General features: G+C 65.3%; 24 protein-coding genes. 12 read left to right on the top strand and 12 right to left on the bottom strand.

All coding sequences use genetic code 11. From position 1 onward, the window contains the following. Nucleotides 1–99 precede the first annotated feature (99 nt). The gene (locus DC347_RS17190) at nucleotides 100–687 is read right to left on the bottom strand and encodes a hypothetical protein (protein WP_018762236.1); all 588 of its coding nucleotides are present in this window, start codon (nucleotides 685–687) and stop codon (nucleotides 100–102) included. A gap of 181 nt (nucleotides 688–868) precedes the next feature. Here DC347_RS17190 and DC347_RS17195 point away from each other — a divergent pair, with 181 nt between their 5' ends. The 5 genes from DC347_RS17195 to DC347_RS17215 all read left to right on the top strand — a co-directional run bounded on the left by DC347_RS17195 (nucleotide 869) and on the right by DC347_RS17215 (nucleotide 4,845). Continuing rightward, nucleotides 869–1,783 carry an MSMEG_6728 family protein gene (locus tag DC347_RS17195; protein ID WP_018762235.1) on the top strand — a complete coding sequence of 305 codons (915 nt, stop codon included), beginning with the start codon at nucleotides 869–871 and terminating at the stop codon, nucleotides 1,781–1,783. Nucleotides 1,784–1,785: 2 nt separating this feature from the next. After that, the gene (locus DC347_RS17200) at nucleotides 1,786–2,643 is read left to right on the top strand and encodes an SDR family oxidoreductase (protein ID WP_109863809.1); all 858 of its coding nucleotides are present in this window, start codon (nucleotides 1,786–1,788) and stop codon (nucleotides 2,641–2,643) included. Nucleotides 2,644–2,709: 66 nt separating this feature from the next. Continuing rightward, complete coding sequence (locus DC347_RS17205; RefSeq protein ID WP_018762233.1) at nucleotides 2,710–3,105, top strand: DUF1622 domain-containing protein; 396 nt, start codon at nucleotides 2,710–2,712, stop codon at nucleotides 3,103–3,105. 116 nt (nucleotides 3,106–3,221) lie between these two features. Continuing rightward, nucleotides 3,222–4,001, top strand: coding sequence for an isocitrate lyase/phosphoenolpyruvate mutase family protein (locus DC347_RS17210; protein WP_109863810.1), 780 nt, complete (start codon nucleotides 3,222–3,224; stop codon nucleotides 3,999–4,001). A gap of 40 nt (nucleotides 4,002–4,041) precedes the next feature. Next, the gene (locus tag DC347_RS17215; RefSeq protein ID WP_240617833.1) at nucleotides 4,042–4,845 is read left to right on the top strand and encodes a YqjF family protein; all 804 of its coding nucleotides are present in this window, start codon (nucleotides 4,042–4,044) and stop codon (nucleotides 4,843–4,845) included. A 28-nt stretch (nucleotides 4,846–4,873) separates the two neighbouring features. On the opposite strand, the gene DC347_RS17220 is transcribed toward DC347_RS17215, so the two are convergent. Beyond that, on the bottom strand, nucleotides 4,874–7,324 hold the full coding sequence (locus DC347_RS17220) for a Tex family protein (RefSeq protein WP_109863812.1): 2,451 nt from the start codon (nucleotides 7,322–7,324) through the stop codon (nucleotides 4,874–4,876). Between the two features lie 104 nt (nucleotides 7,325–7,428). On the opposite strand from DC347_RS17220, the gene DC347_RS17225 reads away from it, so the two are divergent. Next, nucleotides 7,429–7,755: a hypothetical protein gene (locus tag DC347_RS17225; RefSeq protein WP_240617834.1), complete on the top strand. Its 327-nt coding sequence runs from the start codon at nucleotides 7,429–7,431 to the stop codon at nucleotides 7,753–7,755. Between the two features lie 244 nt (nucleotides 7,756–7,999). On the opposite strand, the gene DC347_RS17230 is transcribed toward DC347_RS17225, so the two are convergent. The 4 genes from DC347_RS17230 to DC347_RS17245 all read right to left on the bottom strand — a co-directional run bounded on the left by DC347_RS17230 (nucleotide 8,000) and on the right by DC347_RS17245 (nucleotide 12,722). Then, complete coding sequence (locus DC347_RS17230) at nucleotides 8,000–9,070, bottom strand: alkene reductase (RefSeq protein ID WP_109863813.1); 1,071 nt, start codon at nucleotides 9,068–9,070, stop codon at nucleotides 8,000–8,002. Nucleotides 9,071–9,192: 122 nt separating this feature from the next. After that, complete coding sequence (locus DC347_RS21980) at nucleotides 9,193–9,978, bottom strand: PKD domain-containing protein (protein WP_240617835.1); 786 nt, start codon at nucleotides 9,976–9,978, stop codon at nucleotides 9,193–9,195. A 143-nt stretch (nucleotides 9,979–10,121) separates the two neighbouring features. After that, nucleotides 10,122–10,796, bottom strand: a complete 675-nt coding sequence (locus DC347_RS21545) for a DUF6318 family protein (RefSeq protein ID WP_133247103.1) — start codon at nucleotides 10,794–10,796, stop codon at nucleotides 10,122–10,124. A gap of 198 nt (nucleotides 10,797–10,994) precedes the next feature. Then, on the bottom strand, nucleotides 10,995–12,722 hold the full coding sequence (locus DC347_RS17245; protein ID WP_018762225.1) for a cytosine permease: 1,728 nt from the start codon (nucleotides 12,720–12,722) through the stop codon (nucleotides 10,995–10,997). A gap of 217 nt (nucleotides 12,723–12,939) precedes the next feature. Here DC347_RS17245 and bioB point away from each other — a divergent pair, with 217 nt between their 5' ends. The 4 genes from bioB to DC347_RS17265 are packed head-to-tail and all read left to right on the top strand — an operon-like array spanning nucleotide 12,940 to nucleotide 15,212. Next, a complete protein-coding gene (gene bioB, locus DC347_RS17250) occupies nucleotides 12,940–13,959 on the top strand; it encodes a biotin synthase BioB (protein WP_109863815.1) in 1,020 nt (339 codons plus the stop codon). Continuing rightward, the gene (locus DC347_RS17255) at nucleotides 13,956–14,249 is read left to right on the top strand and encodes a hypothetical protein (protein ID WP_240617836.1); all 294 of its coding nucleotides are present in this window, start codon (nucleotides 13,956–13,958) and stop codon (nucleotides 14,247–14,249) included. Before bioB ends, DC347_RS17255 begins: the two co-directional genes overlap by 4 nt. 51 nt (nucleotides 14,250–14,300) lie before the next feature. After that, nucleotides 14,301–14,735 (top strand): pyridoxamine 5'-phosphate oxidase family protein, encoded by a 435-nt coding sequence (locus tag DC347_RS17260; RefSeq protein WP_026264709.1) that lies wholly within the window; start codon nucleotides 14,301–14,303, stop codon nucleotides 14,733–14,735. Nucleotides 14,736–14,753: 18 nt separating this feature from the next. Further along, entirely contained in the window at nucleotides 14,754–15,212 is a 459-nt protein-coding gene (locus DC347_RS17265; RefSeq protein WP_109863816.1) for a very short patch repair endonuclease, read from the top strand. 126 nt (nucleotides 15,213–15,338) lie between these two features. Here the strand turns inward: DC347_RS17265 and DC347_RS17270 are convergent, their stop codons facing one another. Then, complete coding sequence (locus DC347_RS17270; RefSeq protein ID WP_109863817.1) at nucleotides 15,339–16,556, bottom strand: glycoside hydrolase family 26 protein; 1,218 nt, start codon at nucleotides 16,554–16,556, stop codon at nucleotides 15,339–15,341. A 247-nt stretch (nucleotides 16,557–16,803) separates the two neighbouring features. Between DC347_RS17270 and DC347_RS17275 the strand changes: the two genes are divergently transcribed. Next, on the top strand, nucleotides 16,804–17,214 hold the full coding sequence (locus tag DC347_RS17275; RefSeq protein ID WP_109863818.1) for an Hpt domain-containing protein: 411 nt from the start codon (nucleotides 16,804–16,806) through the stop codon (nucleotides 17,212–17,214). On the opposite strand, the gene DC347_RS17280 is transcribed toward DC347_RS17275, so the two are convergent. Continuing rightward, nucleotides 17,187–17,951 (bottom strand): response regulator transcription factor, encoded by a 765-nt coding sequence (locus DC347_RS17280; RefSeq protein WP_026264707.1) that lies wholly within the window; start codon nucleotides 17,949–17,951, stop codon nucleotides 17,187–17,189. The genes DC347_RS17275 and DC347_RS17280 overlap by 28 nt on opposite strands. Before the next feature lie 94 nt (nucleotides 17,952–18,045). Here DC347_RS17280 and DC347_RS17285 point away from each other — a divergent pair, with 94 nt between their 5' ends. Continuing rightward, on the top strand, nucleotides 18,046–19,701 hold the full coding sequence (locus DC347_RS17285; protein ID WP_026264705.1) for a cell wall metabolism sensor histidine kinase WalK: 1,656 nt from the start codon (nucleotides 18,046–18,048) through the stop codon (nucleotides 19,699–19,701). 11 nt (nucleotides 19,702–19,712) lie between these two features. On the opposite strand, the gene DC347_RS17290 is transcribed toward DC347_RS17285, so the two are convergent. From DC347_RS17290 to DC347_RS17305, 4 genes are all read right to left on the bottom strand, one after another. Next, entirely contained in the window at nucleotides 19,713–20,960 is a 1,248-nt protein-coding gene (locus DC347_RS17290) for a restriction endonuclease (protein WP_018762216.1), read from the bottom strand. Beyond that, nucleotides 20,947–23,178 carry an McrB family protein gene (locus DC347_RS17295; RefSeq protein ID WP_109863819.1) on the bottom strand — a complete coding sequence of 744 codons (2,232 nt, stop codon included), beginning with the start codon at nucleotides 23,176–23,178 and terminating at the stop codon, nucleotides 20,947–20,949. Before DC347_RS17295 ends, DC347_RS17290 begins: the two co-directional genes overlap by 14 nt. 83 nt (nucleotides 23,179–23,261) lie before the next feature. Beyond that, nucleotides 23,262–23,519, bottom strand: coding sequence for a PLDc N-terminal domain-containing protein (locus DC347_RS17300; RefSeq protein ID WP_018762214.1), 258 nt, complete (start codon nucleotides 23,517–23,519; stop codon nucleotides 23,262–23,264). Between the two features lie 66 nt (nucleotides 23,520–23,585). Further along, nucleotides 23,586–24,002, bottom strand: a complete 417-nt coding sequence (locus DC347_RS17305; protein ID WP_018762213.1) for a thioesterase family protein — start codon at nucleotides 24,000–24,002, stop codon at nucleotides 23,586–23,588.

Below are 24,002 nucleotides of genomic sequence, written 5' to 3' on the forward strand. Positions count from 1 at the left end.
CGTTGACCAAAGACGACGCCGGCACGCCCCCACAAGGGGTGTGCCGGCGTCGTTTTTTTAAGCCGGTGTCCGCTGCCGCGGCGGGGACGCGCCGGTCAGTCAGGCGGCGGGCAGTTCGCGGACGATCCGCACCTTCCAGGCGGAGTCGTCGCTGGTATCCAACAGCGCTACCGTTCCGTGCGCCAGGTTCAATGCCACCCGCTTGACGGCCAGCAGTTCCAGGTAGAGGTGCTCGTTCATGCGGCTGGGGGTGTCGATCATGTACTTCACGGCGTCGCGAACCTTGCGGTAGTTGGCGCTGCGTTCGCGATGCATGTGCAGTTCCAGCGCGGAGCGCTGCTTGAGCCGGGGCTCGTGCCGGTTCAGCAGTGTCACGGCGCTGTGTACCGCGACGACGAGGGTGAGCGAGACGGCGTAGATCCACCATCCGCTCGAGAGCAGGAACAGGGGCAGGTTTCCGATGGCGACCAGCGCGATCACCACGCGCAGGGCGGCTATCCGGCGGACGGTCCGGGCGACGGCGGCCATGCCGTCGCGGAAACGGTGTTGGTCCTTCCGGGCGGCTGCGGGATCGATGGTGAACTCGTCGAGGACCAGGATGCCCTGGGCTTCGGGGCCGAGCATCTGTCCGTAGCGGGGCAGCGCCGGGCGGGCGGCGGCTGTGGACTTTTCAGGTGTAGATGTCATGAGTGAGCTTCCAAAACGCTGGGGTGGTTGCCGAGATCTTAGTGGTTTATCCTGGGAGCCGTATGTATGCGTCCAATATCTGGACAAGCTTGGTGGCGGAGACCGCGCCACGGGCCGGCCAGGGGATGTGGCCGCCGGCACAGCAATTGGCACTTCCGCCGGCTGCCGTCAGACTGAATGGATGCAAACTTTCCTCCCGTACCCTGACTTCCGCCAAAGCGCCGCAGCCCTGGACACCGCGCGGCTGGGCAAGCAGCGGGTTGAAGCGCTGCAAACCCTCCGTGCCCTGGTGATCCCCGAATACGGCTGGCAGACCCACCCGGCGATCCGGATGTGGATGGGCCACGTTCCTGCCCTCACCATGTATGGGCTCGCGATGGTGGACGAGTGGATGGAACGGGGCCACCCGGATAACACACGGGCCAACATCGCCGAGTTCGCGCCGCAGGCAGCCCACCCGGACTACGCCGCCAAGATCATCATGCCGCCGTGGCTCGGGGAGCCCGACTTCCACCTGAGCCACCGGTCCAAGCTGGTGCACAAGGAACCCAAGTTCTACGCCTCCGTTTTCCCGGACGCCATTCCGGCAATGGACTACGTCTGGCCGGAGCCGCGGCACGAATTCCTGCCGCAGGAGCCGGACGGAGACCTGTTGTGGATCCTCCGCGACCCTCACGACGACGTCGACCCGCAGTCGCTCACCACGGTGGCACTTCCGCCGGTGAACCGGAACGCCTCCGCAGCGGCGTCAGCCGGGGACGATGGTTACGCCCCGGTCTATGTTGACGACGGTTCCCGACGTCCGTCCCGCGCCCCGAAGAAGGCGCCGCCCAGGCCCCAGGTGAAGAAGCCCACCCGCAAACGGCAGGCGCAGGAGGAGGCATTCCGCACCCTCCCAGGGAAGACGCCCGTCGCTGTCCCGCTGGAACACGGGGCAAAGTTCGCGCTCGGCCAGGTAGTGGGCCGTCCGATCAACCTCGATGACGGCCGCTTTGGCAGGACTTTCGAGGTTTTGGAGATCATGGACCGTTCGGCATTCGCCTACCCCGCCCTGCTGCAGGACCCCCGGGTGTTCTTTCCGGTCGAGGCCCCGTAGCCATGACTGTTTTGCTGGCAGGGTGCGGCGACCTGGGCACCGAGGCGGGCCTGCGGTTCGCCGCCCTTGGCCACAGGGTCATAGGGTGGCGGCGGTCCCCCGAAAAACTGCCGGCAGCCATCGAGGGAGCCGCGGCAGACTTGGGATCCGCAGACCTGCCGCCGATCCCGGCGGACACCACCGCCGTCGTCATCGCCGTTGCGGCTGATGCCCCCTCAGAGGAGGCATACCGTGCTGCGTATGTACGCGGCGTGGCACATGTGCTGGATGCGCTGGAGCGGGACGGCGTGACACCGGAACGCGTCCTCTTTGTGTCTTCCACGGCGGTGTACGGGGACGCAGCGGGCGGCTGGGTGGATGAGGCCACGGAGCCGAACCCGGGTGGTTTCTCCGGGAAGGTGCTGCTTGAGGCCGAGGAGCTCCTGCACGGCCGGCTTTCCGGCAGGAGCGCCACCACGGCCCTCAGGCTGGGTGGCATCTACGGACCCGGCCGGACCAGGCTGATCGACCAGGTGCGGAGCGGCTCCGCCGTCATTCCGGACGATGTGCGCTACACCAACAGGATCCACCGGGATGACGCCGCGGCGGCGATCGTGCACCTGGCCACCATGGCGGATGTCCCTGCTCCGGTTTACATCGGCGTGGACGACGAACCGGCCGATCTGGGTGCCGTACTGCGTTTCCTGGCGTCCGAACTCGGGCTGCCCGAACCCCAGGCGGGCGATGCTGGTCCCGCCCGCGGCGGCAACAAGCGCTGCCGGAACGACTTGCTCCGAAGCACCGGGTTCAACTTCACGTTTCCCACCTTCCGGGAAGGGTACAGGGACGTCATCGCAGGGAACGGCAGCCGCCATCCGTAGCCCGGCCCCGTGCCCCAGTCGGTTCCACGTCGGGCGGCACATGCCAGGCTCTAAGTAAGGCAGGGAATGGAATTCAGGCAGATCATTGAAGCCACCGGCCAGCTGGTCGATTTTGCAGGGGTTGCGGTCATGGTGATTGGGGCCTTGGTGTCCCTCCCGCTGGCGATCCGCGGTTACCAGCCGCGGCAGGTCCCGGCCGGGGCGAAGAGACTGAGCTTCTACCGCTCCTACCGCCAGTCGCTGGGCCGTTCGATCCTCCTGGGCCTTGAATTACTGGTCGCTGCGGACATCATCCGCACTGTCGCGGTCACTCCGACGTTCGAAAGCGTCGGGGTGTTGGCCGTCATTGTGCTGATCAGGACCTTCCTCAGCTTTTCCCTGGAGCTTGAGATCACGGGTCGCTGGCCTTGGCAAAAGGACCCGGCGGCAGCCCACCCCGGAGCCTCCGCCCCTGCCGGATAAGGGCGCCTGAGGCCGCGCCGTCGGGCCCATCCCTGGCAGGGGCTAATCCGCGCCTGGGAATACAGGTTTGCGCTACGCCCCGCCGTTACCCTTGCAACGTCCGTTAGGCTTCAGCCATGGCTGAAACTCTTCGCACCAAAGCGTCCGAACTGCTCCGACTCCATCAGGCCCCTGAGATCCTTCAAGTGGTCAACGTGTGGGATGCCATCACCGCCAAAGTCATCACGGACGTCCCGGGCACCACCGCCCTCGCCACGGCAAGCCACTCCATCGCGGCCTCGCTGGGCTACGAAGACGGCGAGAACATTCCCGTCGACGAGATGATCGCCGCCGTTGGCCGCATCGCCGCCGCCTCGCATCTTCCCGTCAGTGCCGATCTGGAGTCCGGCTACGGCAACCCCGGGGAGACCACCCGCAAGGCCATCGGCGTCGGCATCGTCGGGGCAAACATCGAGGACCAGATGAGGCCGCTGGCGGATGCGGTCAACCAAATGTCAGCAGTGGTGCACGCCGCGTCAACGGAAGGGATCGATTTCGTCCTTAACGCCAGGACCGACGCCTTCCTCAAGGGCAAGGACCGGGACCCCGGCGAGGTGCTCGCGGACGCCATCGCCCGCGGCAGGGCCTTCCTGGACGTGGGTGCCACAACAGTCTTCGTGCCCGGGCTGCTTGATGAGCCTACCGTCACCGCGTTGGTCGAGGGTATTGGCTGGAACAAGGTCTCCGTCATCAACGTCCCCGGGTCCCTTCCCCCGGCCCGGCTGCAGGAACTGGGCGTTGCCCGCATCTCCTACGGTCCGTGGACACAGCGCGTGGCACTGACCGCACTGGCCGACACCGCGGCCGCGTTGCTCGCCGGCGGACAGCTTCCCGAAGACACCCGTCCCTTGAACTAGGAGGGTCGGCAGCCGTGCCCAGCGAAGGAGTCGATTGACTGTGACCGGAAGTGCAAGTGCGGCAGGAGTGTGGCCGCGGCCTCCGGAACTTCCTGCGCCGGTGTTCTCCGACCAACGCTGGCTTGAGGCCGTTTTCCTTCACTGGCGTATCCCGGAGGCGGAGGCAGCGGCGTTCATGCCTGAGGGAATCCGGCCGGACGTGTTCGACGGCAGTTCCTGGGTGGGTTTGATCGGCTTTCGCATGGAGCAGGCGGGGCTTGGGCGCGGCCCAGGCGTTCCGTACTTGGGCAGCTTCAACGAGGTGAACGTCCGGCTGTACTCCCGTGAGCCGGACGGGACCCGCGGAGTGGTGTTCCTGAGCCTGGATGCGAACCGGCTGCCGGTGGTCCTGGCCACACGGGCGGCTGGCATCCCCTACGTCTGGTCGCGTATCCGGCAACGTCCGCCCTTTCCGGACGCCAGGAGCCGACCACAGCATCCCGGCGGAGACGCTGCCGGGTCCACTGATGAATTTCCAGTCGGCTACACCGTGCGCCGGTTTGGCAGCACGGGAGCACGGAGCGACTTCGTGGTCGTCCCCAAGCTCCGGGAGCCGGCCACTGATTCCCTGTCTGTCTTCCTGACCGCGAGGTTCGGGATGCACGGCTGCTTTTTGGGCCGGACCGCCTACGTGCCGAACACCCACCAGGCGTGGCCGCTCTTCCACGCGGAGGTGCGGCAGCTAACCGATGGACTGATTGGAGCTGCCGGGATCACTGTTGACGGACCGCCGGATTCAGTGCTCTATTCGCCGGGAGTCCGGACCAGGTTCGGACGGCCGCGCATGATCGGTGGGCCCGGATAACAGCGTGTCCGGGCTCACCGCAAGGCTGCTAAGCCAGGCCGGCTTTCCGGAGCGCCTCGGCCATGGCCGTATTGCTGCCGGGCTGGGGTTTGGGAGCCGACCGGACAGAGCCGGGCGCTCCGGCCGTTTGCTTTGGCTGTTGGCGGTCGGGGCGGCCACCACGCTCGCCGCGGTCAGGTTTTCCGCCGCGCTCAGGCTTTCCAGTCCGCTCCGTCTTACCGGCGCCCGGGCCGCGCCGCCCCGAAGCTGCCCCGCCGCCGGCCGGTTCGTCGTCGAGCCTTAGGGTCAGCGAAATCCGCTTCCGTTCCGGATCAGCCTCCAAGACTTTGACGCGCACCACTTGCCCGGACTTGACCACCTCGCGGGGGTCGGAGACGAACCGGTTGGCCAAGGCCGAAACGTGAACCAGTCCGTCCTGGTGCACTCCCACGTCCACGAACGCCCCGAACGCCGCAACGTTGGTCACCGTCCCCTCCAGGACCATGCCGGGCTTGAGGTCCGAGATCTTCTCGATCCCCTCCGAGAAGGTGGCTGCGGCGAAGGCGGGGCGTGGGTCCCGGCCGGGTTTATCCAGCTCGGCCAGGATGTCCTTGACCGTGGGGAGCCCGAAGGAATCGTCGACGAAGTTCCGGGGGTCCAGGGATGTCGCGGGCGCCGACCCGGCGGCCACCAGAATCTTCCTCGCCACGGCATACGATTCCGGGTGCACGCTCGAGGCGTCAAGCGGTTCCGCTCCCCCGGTGATCCGGAGGAAGCCGGCGCATTGCTCGAACGCCTTGGCGCCCAGCCGTGGGACCTTCTTCAGGTCGGTCCGCTTGGAGAAGGGCCCGTGTTCGTTGCGGTACGCCACGATGTTTTCACTCAGCAACGGTCCGACGCCGGCCACCCGGCTCAACAGCGCGGGTGAAGCTGTGTTGACGTCCACGCCCACGGCGTTCACGCAGTCCTCCACCACGGCGTCAAGGCTACGGTCCAGCTTGGACGCTGTCACGTCATGCTGGTACTGGCCCACGCCGATGGACTTGGGATCGATCTTGACGAGTTCGGCGAGTGGATCCTGCAGGCGCCGGGCAATGGACACGGCGCCGCGGAGCGAAACGTCCATCCCCGGGAGTTCGGCGGCGGCGAGCGCCGACGCTGAGTAGACCGAGGCGCCGGCTTCCGACACGACGAGCTTTTGTGGCTTTCGGTCCACGTCCGGCAGCAGCTTGATCAGTTCCGCGGCGAGCTTGTCCGTCTCCCGCGACGCGGTCCCGTTGCCGACCGCCACGAGTTCGACCGAGTGCCGGCGGGCCAAGTGCATCAGGGTGGTTAGGGCTTCGTCCCATTTTCGCGCTGGCGCGTGCGGGTACACCGTGTCCGTGGCGACGACTTTGCCGGTACCGTCCACGACGGCGACTTTCACTCCGGTCCGCAGCCCGGGGTCCAGTCCCAGGGTGGCTCGGTTCCCTGCGGGGGCGGCCAGGAGGACGTCGCGCAGGTTGGCGGCGAACACCCGCACCGCTTCGTCCTCCGCTGCGGCGAACATCCGGCCCCGGAGGTCGGCGGTGAGCCGGGCAAGGACGCGCGAACGCCATGCCACCTGGGCGGTCTGCAGCAACCAGGCGTCGGCGGGACGGCCACGGTCGGCGACGCCGAGGAACCTGGCCACCGCGGACTCGTAGCGTGCCCGGGCGGCGGTCAGCGCGGCGTCGTCGGAGGGGTCGGCTTCGGTGAGATCCAGGTCCAGGATGCCGTCTTTCTCGCCGCGAAGCAGCGCCAGCACCCGGTGGGACGGCATCCGGTCCGGGGCCTGCGCAAATTCGAAGTAGTCAGAGAACTTCTGGCCCTCGTTTTCCTTGCCCTTCTTGACGCGGGATACCATCCGGCCCTGGCTCCACAGCCGGTCCCGCAGGGTGGCGGCAAGGTCTGGATCCTGGGCCACCCGCTCCACCAGGATGGCCCTGGCGCCGGCGAGCGCGGCGGCGGCATCGCCAATGGAGTGCTCACTGTTGAGGTACTTTGCGGCCTCCCGTCCAGGGTGGAGGTCCGGGCGCTTCAGCAGCGCGTCCGCGAGCGGTTCCAGTCCGGCTTCCCGGGCAATCTGGGCCTTGGTGCGTCGCTTGGACTTGAACGGCAGGTAGATGTCCTCCAGCCTGGACTTGGTGTCCGCCGCCAGGATCGCCCTGCGGAGTTCCGGCGTCAGCTGGCCTTGCGCCTCAACCGCTTCAAGCACTGTTCGACGCCGGTCCTCGAGTTCGCGGAGGTAGCGGAGGCGTTCGTCGAGGTCGCGGAGTTTGGTGTCGTCGAGCGTCCCCGTGGCTTCCTTGCGGTACCTGGCGATGAAGGGGACGGTTGACCCGGCGTCGAGCAGTCCTACCGCCGCCTTCACCTGCCAGGCCTTGACCCCCAGTTCATCGGCGATCTGGCCGTAGATGGGGTCCTCGGCGGTCACGGCTGAGGAGGTGGAAGCGGGGGAAGGCACAGGCTGTTGGGTCACCAGAACATCTTGCCCTACCGGCCCGCATGGCTCCACCGCGGCCGGCAATGACCGGCAAGCGCCAGCGAAAGCGAGTATTCCACTCGGGCCCGCAAAGTGCTGTAGTGGTCTTGCAGTCACTGGCACCCATGCTCGAGGAAGAGGCCACCATGCGGGAACTGCTTGTCGTGTTTCAGGAGGGGTTTGAAGAAGCCAACATCACCGTGACGGTCAACGGCAAAGTTGTGCGCAGGGACATGGATGTTTCCACCAATCCGTTGCTGGGCATCGCCTCTGAAGTTTCGGTGGAGCTTCCGGCCAAGGGTGCCCAGGTGGGAGTTGAAGTCACCAACCGCGGGCTCAAGGCCATCACCAAGGTCAGCGGCAGGCCCAAAAGCGTGCTGGTCTCCATTGAGGACGGCAGGCTGCTGATGCGGGAGCACTGGCCGTGAGGCCGTGATGTGAGCCGGATGCCGACTCACAAAGTGGCTCTGGCAGGAGTCCATTCGTTGGAGTATCATCTGATCACCGCCGGCTTCCGAGGGAGTCCGGCGGGCCACATAAATTCTCAGCCGGAGGCCGTCGGATGGCCTCGCGGCACTGCTGCCCGGGACCAGCACCCCTGACAGCCAACGACGGCGGCACCCACGCTGGGTGCCGCCGTCGTCGTTTGATTTGGGTTGGCCGGGGAAATGCCTAGCCCTGGTACACCGGGTAGTCCGTGTAGCCGGTGGCGCCTTCTGCGTAGAAGGTGGACGGGTCCGGCTCGTTCAGCGGAAGGCTTTCCTTCCAGCGGCGGGCCAGGTCCGGGTTGGCGATGGCCGGGCGTCCCACCACCACGGCGTCCGCGTGGCCGTCGGCCACCAGGGTCACGGCTTCTTCTTTCGTGGTGATCACGCTGAAGCCGGTGTTGACCAGGAAGGGGCCGCCGAAGCGTTCGCGGAGGTCCTGGACCAGTTCGCCGGTGGGCTCGTGGTGCAGGATGCTCAGGTACGCCAGGTTGAGCGGCGCGATGCTGTCCACCAGGACCTCATAGGTGTCACGGACATCCGCTGCATCCGTTTCGGAGATGCCCTGGACGTTGTGCTCGGGGGAAATGCGCAGGCCCACCCGGTTGGCGCCGAGGGCTGCCACCACGGCGTTGACGGTTTCGATGACGAAGCGGGCACGGTTCTCCGGTGATCCGCCATAGCTGTCAGTGCGGACGTTGGAGTTGGGGGCCAGGAATTCGTGCAGGAGGTAGCCGTTGGCCGAGTGCAGTTCCACGCCGTCGAAGCCTGCCTCGATGGCGTTCAGTGAGGCGTTGACGAATTCCTGGATGACCATGGGGAGTTCGTCGGTGGTCAGCGCGTGCGGCACAGGGTACGGCTTCTTGCCTTCGGGAGTGCGGACGACGCCGTCAATGGCCACCGCGCTGGGGGCGACGATTTCCAGGCCCCCGGTGATGTCCGAATGGGAAACCCGTCCGCCGTGCATGATCTGGGCGAACATGTGGCCGCCCTCGGCGTGGACGGCATCCGTTACCTTCTTCCAGCCGGCGACCTGTTCCTCGGTGACGATTCCGGGCTGGCCGGGGTATGCCTGGCCGGCGGGAGTGGGGTAGGTGCCCTCGCTGACGATGAGGCCCAGGGAAGCGCGCTGGCGGTAGTGTTCCGCCAGGAGCGGGCCCGGGACGCCCTTTTCGCCTGCACGGAGGCGGGTCAGGGGCGCCATCACCAGGCGGTTGGGAAGTTCGAGTTCGCCGAGGGTGAGGGGGGAAAACAGCATGCGCAGTTCCTTTCGAAGGCTGGAGACGTACTGTTCATGCCAACTGTAGGGCGCGTGCAACTATTCCTTCTGGGACCGGGATCACATTCTTGGACTTTGGGCGTTCGGATCCGGGAGCGGGCTCAGCGCGGTGTCACGGCACCTGGGCAACCTTGGCCTTGGGGGTTGGCGTTGCAGTCGTTGGCGTAGTTGCGGGTGAGCGAACGCCAGACGCTGATGCCTTGCGGCGGGGCGCTGAACTGGCCTTGGCCCGGGATGGGCAGTGGTGGACCGGAATTCACCGAGTACGTGCCTTGGAAGGACGTCGTCAGCACCACCTGGAAATCCCCGGTTGCGGCGTAGGCGTGGCTGGTCCGCGTCTTTTCTCCCCACCGGTCCTGCGGGAGGGGACCGCCCATAGACGGCTGGGGGCCGAACACAGTCCCGTCACCGTAGTTCCAGGTGTACTGGACGGGTGTTGCCACGACATGGACCTGCTGGCCGAACATGGTGATGTCGAACTGCTGCTCGACGGCCTCCGCGTAGAAATTGGTTTCGGCGCCACGCAGAGTATTGGGGCTGGGCTGGGCCACGACGCTGCCCGCATTCACAGGCAGGTTCTGGAATTGCCGTTGAATGTCCGCAGCGATCCGTGGCAGGAGATCCTCCGGTTTGGCATCGTAAAGGCAGGTGGGGCCTGAGTGGTGTGCCCAGACCGCACCGGGAACACCGCGTGGCCGCGAGAGCCACATGACCGGAATACCCTTGGCGCCGTCTTCCCTGTCCTTGCAGTCGAGCTGTCGGCCAAGGCAGGGCGTGTCGAAGTCTCCGCCGCCAAGGTGGCACTGCAGCTCGTATTTGTACTCGTTGGGGTCAGAAACAACGGCGCCGGGTTCAGGCGGAACCATGTGACCGGTTGCTGGATCCATAGTCCAACCGTCAATATCAATGCCTACTTCACCAAAGTCAGCTTCAAGACCATCGTCCGCAAATACGGGAGAGACCGGCGCGCAGATGGCGCAAAACAAAATTGCCAGTAAAACTACAAGACTTCGCGGCCCTGACTTGAGCATCAGCGTATCGGGTGCAGGTCGTTGACGCGCCAAGCGCCATCCACGTAATTGGCTAATAGTACGTTGCCGGTATTCGACCCATTGCTCGCGGCTCTGAATTCCTTGCCGCCAGTCTCGTAGTAGCTAATTGGAGACTGCAACACCTGCAATATGACCTGGAAGTTGCCGTCGCTAGACCTCTCAAAAGATGTAGTGATGGCCGGGGTAGTGATTTTTCCGCCAGCCAACCATCGACCGCCTTGATAGTTGGTGGTTAGAGAAGCGGTGAGTTTCGAGCAGTATTCGCAGTTTCGGTCCGTGACTGACTGCAATCCGGAAACGTCCCCGGTCTGATAGGCGGAATTCAGCAGATCGAACCAGTACTTAGCAAACGCCTCGAGCCCTTCCTTCGTCTCCGTCTTCGCAACGTCAGGAAGCACGGGGACCGGGACGTTCTGTGCGGGGCCGGATGCGTCGGCCGGCTTGTAGACGGCGCTGGGCGTCGGGGTTGGGGTGGCCGCGGCGCTTGGCGTGGCGCTCTCCGATGCAGCCGGCGAGGTTGTGCCTGGATCTGCGGGTGATGAGCCCGCGCAACCGGCCAGCAGGAGCGAGCCCGCAATCACAAGGGCCCCCGCGGTGGACCGCTGCGGACGGGACCAAAAAATGCGCGACGTAAAAGGCTTCTGTAGTGTCATGGGCCGCTATTCCCCCAGTAGTTTCAAGACGGCTTGCTCCGAACAGTGACTTAAGGGTAGCCCAGGTCACAATGTGGCGCTAAGACTTATCCACAGGCCAACGTCCTCGGTTCTACCACCAGCCCGCAGCACGGAAAAGTCATAAAGGAAGCCGGCGCCATACCGCACCGGCTTCCTTCCTAAGAAAAGAATGAACTGCTATTTCGCGGCCGGCAGCACCAGTTCGCCTGTCTTGTCGGTGGACAAGGCGAGCGACGAAACGTACTGCGGTCCGCCGTCGGGGGCGTCTTGCGCTGAGCGCACCATGTCCGGCCGTTCGAATTCCATCCCGGTCACGTGGCAGAGGAGCTTGGCGTCGCTGGGGTTGCCGTCGGCGTCGAACATGGGGAGCTCAATGCCGTCATCCGTGCGCCGCAGGTAGTACCTCCCCCGGGTGAGCACCGCGAGGACCGGAGGAAGGACCAGCGCCAGGCCCACGGCGAAGATCGGCGAGTACGGCTGGATGGCGGCCCCGAACGCCCCGAAGAAGACAGCGATCGAAACACCGGCTGACACCAGCATGGACACGAATCCCACCGGGTTCACGGCGTACAGCATGCCGCGGCGGAACTCCGGCACCTTGGGCGAGATCTTGAGCAGGTACTTGTTGATAGCGATATCGGACGCCACCGTGACCACCCAGGCCATGGCGCAGTTGGCGTAGAACCCGAGGATGGTGTTGAGGAAATCGAACATGTTCGCTTCCATCAGGACAAGGGCGATCAGCAGGTTCACCACCACGAACACCATCCGGCCCGGGTAGGTCTTGGTGATCCGGGTGAAAGAGTTGGTCCACGCCAGCGAGCCTGAGTAGGCGTTGGTCACGTTGATCTTGATCTGGGAGATGACCACCAGCACCACCGCAAGGGTCATGGCCAGCCAGGCCGGCATCATTTCCTGGTAGACGCCCAGGAACTGGTGAACCGGCTCGTTGGCCGTTGCCGAAGCGGCAGGGTCCAGCGTGGCGATCAGGTAGATGGCAATGAACAGCCCAACGATTTGCTTGATGGCACCGAAGATCACCCAGCCCGGACCGGCCAGGATGACAGCTCGCCACCAGGCTCCCCTGTTGGCGTCCGTACGCGGCGGCATGAACCGGAGGTAGTCGATCTGTTCAGCGATCTGCGCCATCAGCGACAGGCACACCCCGGCGGCAAGCATGACGGACGCCAGGTTGGGGCCGCCGTCCCCGGACGCGCCGGTGTACGCAAAGAAGCTGTCGATGCTCTCGGGGTGGGAGAAGAGCAAGTATCCCACCGGCACCACCATCAGGAGCAGCCAGAGCGGAGTGGTCCACACCTGCAGCTTGGCAAGGGTGTTCATCCCGTAAATGACCAGCGGAATGATGATGATGGTGGACGCGGCGTAGCCCATCCACTGCGGAATTCCGAGCCCCAACTCCAGGCCTTGGGCCATGATGGAGCCTTCCAGCGCGAAGAAAATGAAGGTGAACGTAGCGAAGATGACGTTGGTGACCACGGACCCGTAGTAGCCGAAACCGGAGCCACGGGTGATCAGGTCCAGGTCGATGTTGTAGCGGGCAGCGTAGTAGGCCAGCGGGAATCCGGTGGCGAAGATGACGACGGCGGCCACCACAATCCCCAGGATCGCGTTGACCGTTCCGTAGGAAATGCCGATGTTGGCGCCGATCGAGAAGTCTGCAAGATACGCGATGCCGCCCAGCGCGCTGGTGGCCACCACCCCGGCGCTCCACTTGCGATAGGAACGCGGCGCGAACCGGAGCGTGTAGTCTTCCAGGCTTTCCTTGGTGGCGTTGAGGGCGGCGGTGTTGCCCGCCGTCGTGGTCGCCGGAGGATGTCCGACGACGGCGGCCCCGGCGGGTGCCGCGGGTTCCAGCAACTGCTGGGTATCCAGGTCCTGGCTCATATGCCTGTCTCTTTCGATGGGAGGGGAACGTCTCGAAGCGACGCTATCCAGCCGAAACGACAGGGCGGTCACGGAACTGTTTCGGCAGCGTTAAGTATTGACTGCAGGTGTCAACAAAGTCCGCGATCCCGCCTTGTATGCGGTCCACAAAAACAGCAGGCGCGCACCGAACTAGCGTCGGAAAGGAAAGGACATGAAGGCGAGCCAAAGGACAGCAATGACGAATTCCCCTCCCTTGCAGGACCACTCCATCCTGGAAACGGCCAGGCGGCAGGTCCTTGAACAGGGCGCCGGCCTGGCCCGGGAACAGCTGCTGGACGTTCTCCGCCTTCCTGACGAGGCACTCCCGGCGCTCCTGGAACTGGCCCACCACGTCCGGTTAAGGCATTGCGGCGAAGACGTGGAAGTGGAAGGCATCATCTCCATCAAGACCGGAGGCTGCCCCGAGGACTGCCATTTCTGCAGCCAATCCGGGCTGTTCGATTCCCCGGTCCGCGGCGTATGGCTGGACATACCGGAACTGGTCAAGGCCGCCAAGGAAACCGCAGCCACCGGCGCTACGGAATTCTGCATCGTGGCTGCTGTCCGCGGCCCCGACATCAAACTCATGAACCAAGTCAAGTTCGCCATCGACCGCATTAGGCAGGAAGTGGACATCAATATCGCCTGCTCCCTGGGCATGCTGACCCGCCGGCAGGTGGAGCAGCTGGCCGGCTGGGGCGTCCACCGCTACAACCACAACCTGGAAACCGCCCGCAGCTTTTTCCCGCAGGTGGTCACCACCCACACCTACGAGGAACGGCTGGAAACCTGCGCCATGGTCAAGGATGCCGGCATGGAGCTGTGCTGCGGGGCATTGATCGGGATGGGTGAAACCCTCGAGCAAAGGGCCGAACTCGCCGCGCAACTGGCGGCCCTTGGACCGCACGAGGTTCCGCTCAACTTCCTCAACCCCAGGCCGGGCACGCCGCTCCAGGACCAGCCGCTCATGAACGGCAGAGACGCCCTGCGGGCAATCGCGGCTTTCCGGCTGGCCATGCCCGGTACCGTGCTGCGCTACGCCGGCGGGCGCGAACTGACCCTCGGCGACCTCGGTACCCGGCAAGGCCTCCTTGGCGGCATTAACGCCGTGATTGTCGGCAACTACCTGACCACCCTGGGCCGCCCGGCCACCGCCGACCTGAACCTCCTGGTGGACCTGAACATGCCCATCAAGGAATTGCAGAAAACCCTGTGAGCACCCCGGACCTGATCCCTTCAGCTGGGACGCCCTACTGCGAACTCTGCGGACTTCCTCTGCAGCCCCGTTCCCTGCACGGGAACGCGCCCGCGGAGGAGAACGCGCCCAAGCAGGAGGAGGACGACGGCGGCGACGCACCGCCGTCGTACCACCACACCAGGTGCGCGGACCTTCTCCAGCTGGAGCCGCCGCGCTTCTGCGCGTCATGCGGCCGCCGGCTCCGGGTCCAGGTTTCCCCGCTGGGCTGGTGGGCCAGTTGCTCCCGGCACGGATTGCATGCTTCGTAAAGGGGACTCCGGACTCTGGTGCGTTTCCAGCCGGACGAGAACAATGGCGGCATGATGTTTGAACATGCGGACGGCAATCCCGTCCTGGAACTCGACGATGAGCAGTCCTGGCGGCTTCTGGCGGCCACGCAACATGGCCGGCTGGTGGTTTCCGTTGCGGGCGAACCCGATATTTTTCCGGTGAATTACGTGACGTCGAACCGGAAGGTCTATCTCCGGACGGCACCAGGGAACAAACTGGCGCAGCTGACCATCAACGCCCGGGTCCTTTTTGAGACCGATGGCATCCTGTCCGCTGAGGCGTGGTCCGTTGTGCTGCGGGGCACGGCGCGCGTGCTGAGCAACTCGGACGAGCTGGCCGCCATTGAAGAGCTCGGCTTGAAAACCTGGGTTCCCACGCTCAAAGACTTCTACGTGGAGATCACCCCCTCCTCCGTGAGCGGCAGGCACTTCGTTTTTGGCGAACAGCCGGAGCGCGAGATCTAGCACTCCTAGACTGGAAAGATGCCGGGCACCTCCAGCGCAGCCGAACCCACCGCGGACAAGCTCTCCCCGGAGAGGCGCAGCTGGAACATGGCCAGGATCCGCGGCAAGGACACCAAACCGGAGTTGCTGGTGCGCCGGCTCCTGCACGCCAAGGGCTACAGGTACCGCTTGCACGGCACCTCCGCCGGCACTAAGCTCCCGGGCAATCCGGACCTGGTTTTCGCCGGGCGCCACAAAGTGATCTTTGTCCATGGCTGCTTCTGGCATTTCCATACCTGCCGGGTGGGTCAACACGCACCCAAGGCCAATGCGGACTTCTGGAAGGCAAAACGCACCCGCACCCGTGAACGCGACGCCGATCAGCTGCGCCAACTGGAAAGCGCCGGCTGGAAGGTGCTGACCGTCTGGGAGTGCGAAATGAAGGACCGTTCAGCCCTCGAAACCCACCTGCTCGAGTTCCTCGATGCCCGCCCCTGACACCGCAATCTTGAGGCAATCTTTGGTTGTTTCCGCCGCCGTCCTTGATCCGGACAGGACAAGATCATTGGGTTGCCGGGATACGGCAGCCCGCCACCCGTCGTTCCGGAGCAGTGCCCCTATCCCCTAGCTCCTCCGGGCCAACAAGGCTGACTTGAACGCGGTGGCCGACGACGCGCTGCTGTTGATGCGCCAGTCGGTTTCCTTTTGCATGTGGAACCAGACGAAGCCCATAACGTCTGGTTGCGCGGCCAGGTAGGACACCAGGTCCGTGTTCCACGTCGCCTTGGAACCGCCCAGCTCGCTGGAGGCGGTCTCGGCAATCAGGACCGGTTTCCCCGGGGCAAGGGAACGGAGCTGGGTGATGCCGGGGGCAAAGAGGTCCACGGGTGAAACCCAGCTGCTCCAGGTTTGCGACGTTCCCCAGTTGTAGCCGTCCAGGGCCACGACGTCGACGTATCCCGCGCCCGGGTACAAACCTGCCAAGTCCGTGGACCCCCAGTAGGGCACGTTGGGCGACCACACCCACTGGACGTTGGCGGCACCCGTGGCGGCGACGACGTCGTGCACATGCCGCCAGGCGGCCACGTAGTCGCCTGGCTGGTTGCCGTTGACGCCCTCCGCCCACGGGTACCAGTTGCCGTTCATTTCATGGGCGAAACGCAACATCACCGGCTTGCCCCAGGCAGCGATTGACTGGCCCCACTGGGTGATGGTCGCGTCGAAATCGCCGGCGGCCACCCGGTCCAAAGCGTAGGCAGGCTGGTTCACCCCACCACCCCACGCCCACGGTTCCCAGGTGATCAACGGGGTGGCACCCCGGGAGCGGGCGGCGTCCATCTCAGCCACCGGAGGCGCCTGGAGGAAATCCTTGTAGATCATCAGGATGGACGGACTTTCCCCGGCAAGGGTGGCTACCTCGTCCAACTCACTGCCGGCCAACGGCCCCCCGGGGTTGGCCACCCCGAAGCGAAGGGCCGCGCTGCTGACGGTGGGAGGGGCCGGCGCCGGTTGCACCACGAACGTGGCGGATGCCTTGATGGACGAGGTCTTGGCGGTAATGGTGATGCTTCCGGTGGACGCGGCAGGAATGGTGATGCCGGTACTGAACGCCCCGGTGGAGCTGGTCTGGAACGCGAAAGTCGCCGAACCCACAATCACCGTCCCGGTAGTGGAGGCCTTGAACCCGGTTCCAGCCATCGTCACTGCCGAACCGGCCGGACCGGACGCCGGGTTGAGGGTGATTTGAGGCGAGGTGGCCGCGCTGGCTGGTTGGACCGCGGCCACCACCAATCCGGAGGCCACCAACAAAGCCAGGACAAGAATCTTCAGCGAACGAAACACGGCAATCTATCCCCAGATTTGAAGGCGGCCAGGCCGCTTGTGTGATAGCGCGAAAAGCACTGGCTTGATGATAGGGCCAAAAACCGCAATCTCATCAAGAAACCCGCAATTAATTTCCCAACCCCGAATGCCGCCCGGGAACAGTCCTAACCTGAACAAACACCGGTTCCCACGCCTAACCGTGTGGTTCCAGAGTCCGCAATTTCACGTGGTTCCAGAGTCCGCAATGTCAGCCGAAAGGAGTGTCATGAGCACCTCAGATGATGCACCCAGACCGCTGGTGGACCCATCGGTCCTGGACCGTTTGCGGGAAGAGCTTGAGGAGGAAGAGGGCTACAGCCGGGTCTTCGTGGCCAACTTCATCGACTACCTCCCGGAGCGGCTGGAAAAGCTGAGGCTCGCCCTCACCACCGGTGACCTGGAAGGTTCAATGGACGCGGTCCTCAGCCTGAAGACGGCAAGCCAAATGGTCGGTGCTGAACGGCTGGCGGGCATGGCCCAGGACCTGGAAGCCGAAATCAGGGCCGAGGCCCGCCACGCTGACATGTCGGTGGCGTTGCCGAGGCTGGCGGCGACGTTCCTGCGGCCCATCACCCAGTGCAGCCGGCAGACCATCCACCGGTTACAGGCTCAGTGTTGTCCCGGCGCCAACCGGTAACCGACCCCGCGGACCGTCTGCAGCCACCGCGGCTGCTGCGGCGAGTCGCCCAGCTTCTTGCGAAGGTTTCCCATGTGGACTTCGACGGAACGTTCGTCAGCCTCGCTGATGTAGCTGCCGACGTCGTAATCCTCGTCCCGGAGCCGGCGCACCAGGTCCGACTTGGTCCGGACCGTGCGGCCCGCCTCAAGGAGCGCGTACAGCAGCTCGAATTCGGTGCGGGTCAGGTTCATTTCCGTGCCGTCGACGGTTACGGTGCGGGACGCGTAGCTCAACTCAAGGCCGTTGTGGCTGAAGTTTCCACGCTCCGGGTGGGCGGCGCCGTCCGACGACGGGTCCACCGCGACGTCGCCGGAGTCCGGAACGGACCGTGGGCGCCGCATCATGGCCGCGACCCGGGCACGGAGCTCCCGGGGCCGGAACGGTTTGGTGAGGTAGTCGTCCGCACCCGATTCGAGCCCGATCAACGTATCCAGCTCTTCGGTACGCGCCGTCAACATCACAATATAGGCGTCCGAAAACTCCCGGATCTGCCGGGACACTTCAAAGCCGTCAATGTCCGGCAGTCCCAAATCCAGCGTAATAACGTCAGGATTCAGGCTCTTGGCCATCAAAACGCCCTCAGCGCCGCCACTGGCGACGGTAACGTCAAATCCAGCCTGGGTCAGCACAGTGCGAACCAGTTCCCGAATGTCGTGGTCATCTTCGATGACCAGACCCACACGTGCCTCACTCATAGAGCCCCCTCAGTGCCAACGTCAGAAGTATAGCTGGCTGCGGATATCCTGCTGGTATGGTCTCGAACACCCCGACTTCCGCGTCTACCGAACGATGAGCGCCCCGACGGCCTGGTCATCCGGTCGGCTGCGGTTTTTCAAGCGGCCCTTCCATGAATACCGGCTGACGGACCGGGTGGCATTGAGCCAGATGCCGTTGTTCGTCACCACTCTCCTCACGGCATTCCTGGTGTGGGCGTTCTTCCCGGACACCATGGACAATCCCCTGTTCGTCACGTTCCTCATCTCCCAGCTGGTGCTCATGGCGCTCTGCTACGCCATCCCGTGGGACCGGCTGCCGTACACCAGTTTCCTGGCCATCCCGGTGCTGGACTTCATCTCCATCGGTGCAGGCCGCGAAGGCGGGCAGGAAAGCCTTACCGGAATCAGCCTGCTGGCCGTGTTCCCCGTCATCTGGCTCTGCGCCTCCGGGTACTATCCCAAGGCGGCACTGTGGTTCTCCTTCCTGGGTCCACTGGCCATCATCTGGGTGCCGCTGCTCCTGAAAGGCAACTACACCCCGCAGGACTTCGCCCGGTCCCTCCTGCTGCCCGTCATGATGCTGGGGATTGGAGTGTCCGTCAGCGTCCTGACGCTGAGCATGATGCGCCAGCAGAACCAACTGGAGGACAAGGACGAGCAACTGCGGGCCAGCCTGCGCACCAGCAAGCGGCAGGAGTCGCTGCTGAACACCGTCCTGGATACCGTGCACCTTGGTGTCCTGGCGGTGGACGCCGACGGCCACGACGTGCTGATGAACCGGAAGCAGCGGGCCAACCACGAGCTGGCACGGCCAAAGGATATTGCGGACCCCAACGAGTCCCAGCTCCTGGTCTTCGGCCCGGACCGGAAGACCCTGGTCCCCGTGGCGGAACGTCCGGTCCGCCGCGCCGTCCTGGGGGAAACCTTCACCGACTACCTGGTGTGGCTGGGTGAAGGAAGCAAACAACGGGCCCTGGTGACCACAGCCCGGCCCATGAAGGATTCGGACGGCCGCTTCGCCGGTTCCGTGATCGTCTTCAGCGACGTCACGGACCTGGTGAACGCCCTCGCCGCCAAGGACGACTTCGTCTCCAGCGTCTCGCACGAGTTCCGCACCCCGCTGACGTCCATCCTGGGCTACGTCGAGATCCTGCTCGCGGACGAACCGGACCAGTCGCAGCGGGAGATGCTGGAGATCATCCACCGCAATTCCGAGCGGCTCCTGACCCTGGTCTCGGACCTGCTGTCCAGCCGGAACGGCCAGTTGATCGTCACACCCCACACCGTTGACGTGGCCGAACTGGTGCAAAGCAGTGTGTCCTCGGCGATGCCGCGGGCTGCCGCGGCCGGGGTGGAGCTGCGTGCCGAAACTCCGCCGCAGCTCGAGGCCCACGTGGACAGCGCCCGGATCTCGCAGGTGCTGGACAACCTGGTGTCCAACGCCATCAAGTATTCCCCCGACGGCGGCCAGGTGGTGGTCTCGCTGGCGCAGGAGGACGGACACCTGGCCTGCAGGGTATCGGACACGGGCATGGGCATGAGCCCGGAAGACGCGTCGGAGGTTTTCGCCAAGTTCTTCCGCACCAGCAACGTCCGGCGCACCGCGATCCCCGGGGTGGGGCTGGGCCTGCCCATCAGCAAGGCGATCGTCGAGGCCCACGGCGGGACCATCGACGTCGACAGCACGCTCGGCAAGGGGACGACGTTTACGTTCCGGGTGCCGGTCTGACTTCGACCGGCTCAACCACCGGTGGTTGAGCTTGCCGAAACGCGGGCGACTTCGCCCCAAGACTGCCGGGCAAGGTCCCGAATGGAGTCCAGGATGTCCGACGGCGGCAGGCTGAGGTCCAGCGGGAACTCCACAATGTCGATGTCCGTGTTCAGGATCCGGCGGAGTTTCATTTCGCCCTTCCCGGCGTAGACGAGCCAGGCGGTAGGCACCGCAAGGGCGGTGCAGTGCGCCAGCACCTGGTAGTGGTCAGCTGTCAGGGAAGCACCGGCGTCGGAGGCTGCCCGGTATTTGGCGTTGTAGGCCACCACCGGGCGCCCACCCAGCAGGTGCACGGCGTCCGGACGGACGGACAAACGGTCGGAATCGCGCACGGCCTCGCTGAGCAGGGCGTTGTAGCGAAGCCGCAGCTCCCCCGGGTAGGCGGCCATCGCGCTGCGCAACGCGGTGCCCACAAAATCCTCGAACACCTGCGCCATGTCCACCACGAATGAGGCCGTCTGCTGCTTGCCCTCGCCTGATTCCGCGGAGGCGTTGCGCAGGATCAGCTCGGCCAGGCGCAGGACGGCGTGGTAGCGCAGGTTCATCCTGGTTGGCTTCCACGGCGGAACCGGCGCCCCGGACGGAAGGCGGGTGACGGCGTCGAGCTTTCCCTTCAGCTGCCGCAGCCGGCCCAGCACCTCCGGCCGCACGCCGGGCACCTGCCCCATTCGTTCCAGGGCCGCCCGCAGGATCCGGTTTTCCGCGATGTCCTCGGTGAACTCGTCGTAGGAGACCTCCAAGGGAACCAGCATTCCCGGCCGGCGTGAGATCTGGTCCGAAATCCGGATCCGCCCCTTGACGGTCCGCAAGGATTCGTCCACCGTGAGGTAGCCCTGCAGGACGCCGCGGCCCAAGGCGCGTTCGGCCAATTGCGCCAGGGATTCCGCCAGCGCACTCCACAGGTCGCGTTCTTCGTCGGCGGCCACGGCGTCCGGGCGAAAGCCCTGTTCCCCCGCGTAGCTGAGCAGGAACAGGAGCCTGCCCAGACCCAGCCGGTCCTTGGGCCGGACGTCGAGCTGCACCGTTGGGGTCCGCACGGAGCCCACCTTGCCCACCGGCTCGATCCGGTACAACCCCATGCCCATGGGCGAGGCCCTGGCCAGGCCGCTGGCGTTCAGGAAGGAGGCGCTTGGTGCGTCCAGCCGTTCCACCATGCCGCCGGACAGCTCGTCCAGGACCAGGTGCCGGACGGACGCCCGGGGGTCAGCGCGCTGCAAGGCGTCCCAGCAGCTGGTCCAGCCCGAAACGTTCCTCCAGCTGGGCCCTGGTCAGCTGGCCATGGTAGTGCTCCTCCAGCAGCGGCATGAGCTCGTATTTCCAGATCCGGCGCAGCCCGGCCGGGGTCTGGGCTGCCGGTTTCATGAAGTAGGACGGCCCGATCATCAGGTCCCGGTCCCATTCGTCGATGGCACCGTTGAGCGCATCCAGCAACAGAGCCGGGGTGGTGTCCAGCTGCCGGGCCGCCAGGAACCGGAGCAGGGACCCCTTCACCGGCTCCGTCTGCGGGTGCAGCTCAATGAAGGAGAAACGGCGCCGGATGGCGGCGTCCATCATGGCGATGGACCGGTCCGCGGTGTTCATGGTGCCGATGATGTAGAGGTTGTCCGGCAGCGTGAAGGGTTCGTTGGGGCTGTACTGCAGGTAGATCCGGTCATCGCGGTATTCCAGCAGGAAGTACAGCTCGCCGAACACCTTGGCCAGGTTGGCACGGTTCATCTCGTCAATGATGAGGAAGTACGGCTTCTTCTCGTTCCCGGGTTTCGCGGCTTCTTCCGCCAGCCGGCGCAGGGGGCCGGCCACCAGTTTGAAGGAGACCTGTCCGTCGTCGGTCTTGTCCGGCCGGTATCCCTCGAAGAAATCCTCGTAGGCGTAGGACGGGTGGAACTGGACCAGTTTGACCCGTTCGTCCGTGGTGTCATCCGCCAGCTCCGCCGCGAGGTGCTTGGCCAGGTAGGTCTTGCCGGTGCCGGGCGGACCGTAGAGGACCACCTGGCGGTTTTCCTCGAGCAGCTCGGCGATCTCCTGGAGCGGTTCCAGCTCCATGTGCAGGGACGCGGCGAACTCGGGCGTCAGTGCGCGGAAGCCTTCCTGGACGGGGGGTACGACGGCGGCGCCTTCGGTATCGGCGTCTGGCTCGGTCTCCGCTTCTGCGGGCAGGAGCGCCTGCAGCGCCTGCACCACCCTGGTGGCGTCCACGACGATGCCGGGCGTGCTGAGCTGGCGCTGGACGTGGCGGGGCAGGCTGGTGGTGGCGTGGCCGTCGTCGAACCAGCGCACCTTGCGCCGCAGCCGGCGGTTGTCGTCGTTATACTCCGGCTCCCCCAGCACGCCGCCCAGCCGCACCGTACCGGCGTGCTGGTAGAGCACCAGGTCCCCGGGCTTCATGACGGTGAGGAACGCCAGGGCAGCGGTTTTGGTGTCCTCACGCTCCACGTAGCCAAGGTGCTTGTAGTCCTCGTCCACGGCGTGTTGGACCACGCCTGCACTGACCCCCGGCTCCAGGGGGCGGAGATGTTCGACGTCCAGGGTCACTTTCTCCTCCGCGTGCCAGGCTGTGAGGAGCTCGGGGTGGTCGCCGTGGGTCCGGAGCAGCCAGGCCCGCCGTCCGGGGTCCCCGACTTTGCGCCACTGGCTGACCAGTTGCCGGGAGTACCAGTCGATGCGCTGGCCCGCCTGCTCGTCCAGGTGCAGGCGGATGCGGTGGATGTCCGCGGTGATGTCCTCTTCGCTGTCGCCGTTGGCCCCGCCCACGAGCGAGGCGAACGCGTCACGGATTTCCTGCCGCTCCACATCCGCCACCACGGGCTCGAAGTAGCTGGGCCACGCCAGGAATTCGATGCTGCGGCGGATGGCAGGCTGGTCATCCGGCGTGGAGGCCGCAAGGCGGTGGAACTGCAGGGGATCCTTGATGGCGGCCTGCACCACGGCGGCGGGCCGCTGTGCGACGTTCCGGACGAACCGGCAAAGCCACTTGAGGTGGTCCCAGATGGTCCAGTTGAATTCAGCCGTCCGGTCGCGGATCACGCCGTGGTCCGTCATGCCCGCGTAAAGCTCTTCGGGAAGCTCAAGCGGCGGCTCCAGCCAGCCGGCGGCCTCGGCGACGCGGGCGCGCTTGACCTTGAGGGATTTCACTTCGTGGGCCAACGGCAGGGACTGCAGGAAGAGCAGCTCCACCGCCAGTTGCTTGGCTCCACGGGTGGCGCCGCCCAGGTTCTCGCGGAGGTTGGTCATCATCGGCGCCTTGGCGTCCGGAATACCCCGCTCCAGGCGGTCCAGAAGCTCTGAAGCCGCCGCGACCGACCACGTCCGGGTTCGCCCGTCCAGCGGCGACGCCTTTCCCTGCAGGCCGGGGCCCAGGACAAACCACGCTGCGTCTTCGATCTCCCTGGAGATGCCGAGGGCGCGGGTCATGGCAGCAATGGCGGTGGGGGTCATGCCCTCAAATTTACAGGGTCAAGCTGGGCGGCGGCTCCACGCCGGTTCGCTGCCGCCGCGGCCTGGCGTCCCCGCCTGCCGGTTTAGGCGCCGCCGGCAGACCGCTTCCGGCCAAAGACGAAGTACCCCATGGGTCCGATGAAGTTGACGAAGGAAGCCGCCCGCCAGGCAGCCTTCGGCCCGTTGATGAGCTCCGCAGGCCGCCGGGAGATGTCCCGCTGGGCGGCAATGAGCAGGGACACCTGCACAATCGCCGTCAGGATGGTGCCCGCCTTGCCGGAAGGGGACATCTCCTTCCATGTCTTCTTCTTCCGCGCGGCACGGTTCTTAGTCCTGGCCATCAGGGTTTCCTTTCGCTGTCCGTCGTAGGTCCAGTCCAATGGGTCGGGCCGGACTTGTACAGGGGCTTAGTGCCTGTACGGGGCCATCCGGTCCTTTTGTTCCTGGGTGAGCCTCAGTACCCTGCCGGTGGCTTCGTCCACGAACGCCAGGTGGCTGCTGGCCTTCACGCAGTCCTCCCTGCTGACGGGGTCCTGGAGGACGTAGTGGATGTCGAAACTGGCCCCCTTGACGGCGCCGATCCATACCTGGACCACGGCCGGGACGTTGCGGTACTCGAGTGTCCGTACGTACCGGATCTTATGGTCAACCACCAGGGCCAAGGTTCCGGGCGGAAGGTCATTGAAGAGGGACACGTGCGGCTCGATGCCCGGCAGGCCGGCGCCCCGGGGCGGTCCGAAGGCTGCGATCCTCGCCTCCTCCAGCATGCGTACGATCTGGACGTTGTTGATGTGGCCATAGGCGTCCATGTCGCCCCACCGCAT

This window comes from Pseudarthrobacter sp. AG30 (genome assembly GCF_003116525.1).
Classification (GTDB): domain Bacteria; phylum Actinomycetota; class Actinomycetes; order Actinomycetales; family Micrococcaceae; genus Arthrobacter.

Excerpts from the sequence above, each read along its gene's own strand:
- DC347_RS17190 (WP_018762236.1), bottom strand. The coding sequence starts at position 687 with ATGACATCTACACCTGAAAAGTCCACAGCCGCCGCCCGCCCGGCGCTG.
- DC347_RS17195 (WP_018762235.1), top strand. The coding sequence starts at position 869 with ATGCAAACTTTCCTCCCGTACCCTGACTTCCGCCAAAGCGCCGCAGCC.
- DC347_RS17200 (WP_109863809.1), top strand. The coding sequence starts at position 1,786 with ATGACTGTTTTGCTGGCAGGGTGCGGCGACCTGGGCACCGAGGCGGGC.
- DC347_RS17205 (WP_018762233.1), top strand. The coding sequence starts at position 2,710 with ATGGAATTCAGGCAGATCATTGAAGCCACCGGCCAGCTGGTCGATTTT.
- DC347_RS17210 (WP_109863810.1), top strand. The coding sequence starts at position 3,222 with ATGGCTGAAACTCTTCGCACCAAAGCGTCCGAACTGCTCCGACTCCAT.
- DC347_RS17230 (WP_109863813.1), bottom strand. The coding sequence starts at position 9,070 with ATGCTGTTTTCCCCCCTCACCCTCGGCGAACTCGAACTTCCCAACCGC.
- DC347_RS21980 (WP_240617835.1), bottom strand. The coding sequence starts at position 9,978 with ATGGATCCAGCAACCGGTCACATGGTTCCGCCTGAACCCGGCGCCGTT.
- DC347_RS21545 (WP_133247103.1), bottom strand. The coding sequence starts at position 10,796 with ATGACACTACAGAAGCCTTTTACGTCGCGCATTTTTTGGTCCCGTCCG.
- DC347_RS17245 (WP_018762225.1), bottom strand. The coding sequence starts at position 12,722 with ATGAGCCAGGACCTGGATACCCAGCAGTTGCTGGAACCCGCGGCACCC.
- bioB (WP_109863815.1), top strand. The coding sequence starts at position 12,940 with ATGACGAATTCCCCTCCCTTGCAGGACCACTCCATCCTGGAAACGGCC.
- DC347_RS17260 (WP_026264709.1), top strand. The coding sequence starts at position 14,301 with ATGATGTTTGAACATGCGGACGGCAATCCCGTCCTGGAACTCGACGAT.
- DC347_RS17265 (WP_109863816.1), top strand. The coding sequence starts at position 14,754 with ATGCCGGGCACCTCCAGCGCAGCCGAACCCACCGCGGACAAGCTCTCC.
- DC347_RS17275 (WP_109863818.1), top strand. The coding sequence starts at position 16,804 with ATGAGCACCTCAGATGATGCACCCAGACCGCTGGTGGACCCATCGGTC.
- DC347_RS17280 (WP_026264707.1), bottom strand. The coding sequence starts at position 17,951 with ATGAGTGAGGCACGTGTGGGTCTGGTCATCGAAGATGACCACGACATT.
- DC347_RS17285 (WP_026264705.1), top strand. The coding sequence starts at position 18,046 with ATGAGCGCCCCGACGGCCTGGTCATCCGGTCGGCTGCGGTTTTTCAAG.
- DC347_RS17295 (WP_109863819.1), bottom strand. The coding sequence starts at position 23,178 with ATGACCCCCACCGCCATTGCTGCCATGACCCGCGCCCTCGGCATCTCC.
- DC347_RS17300 (WP_018762214.1), bottom strand. The coding sequence starts at position 23,519 with ATGGCCAGGACTAAGAACCGTGCCGCGCGGAAGAAGAAGACATGGAAG.
- DC347_RS17305 (WP_018762213.1), bottom strand. The coding sequence starts at position 24,002 with ATGCGGTGGGGCGACATGGACGCCTATGGCCACATCAACAACGTCCAG.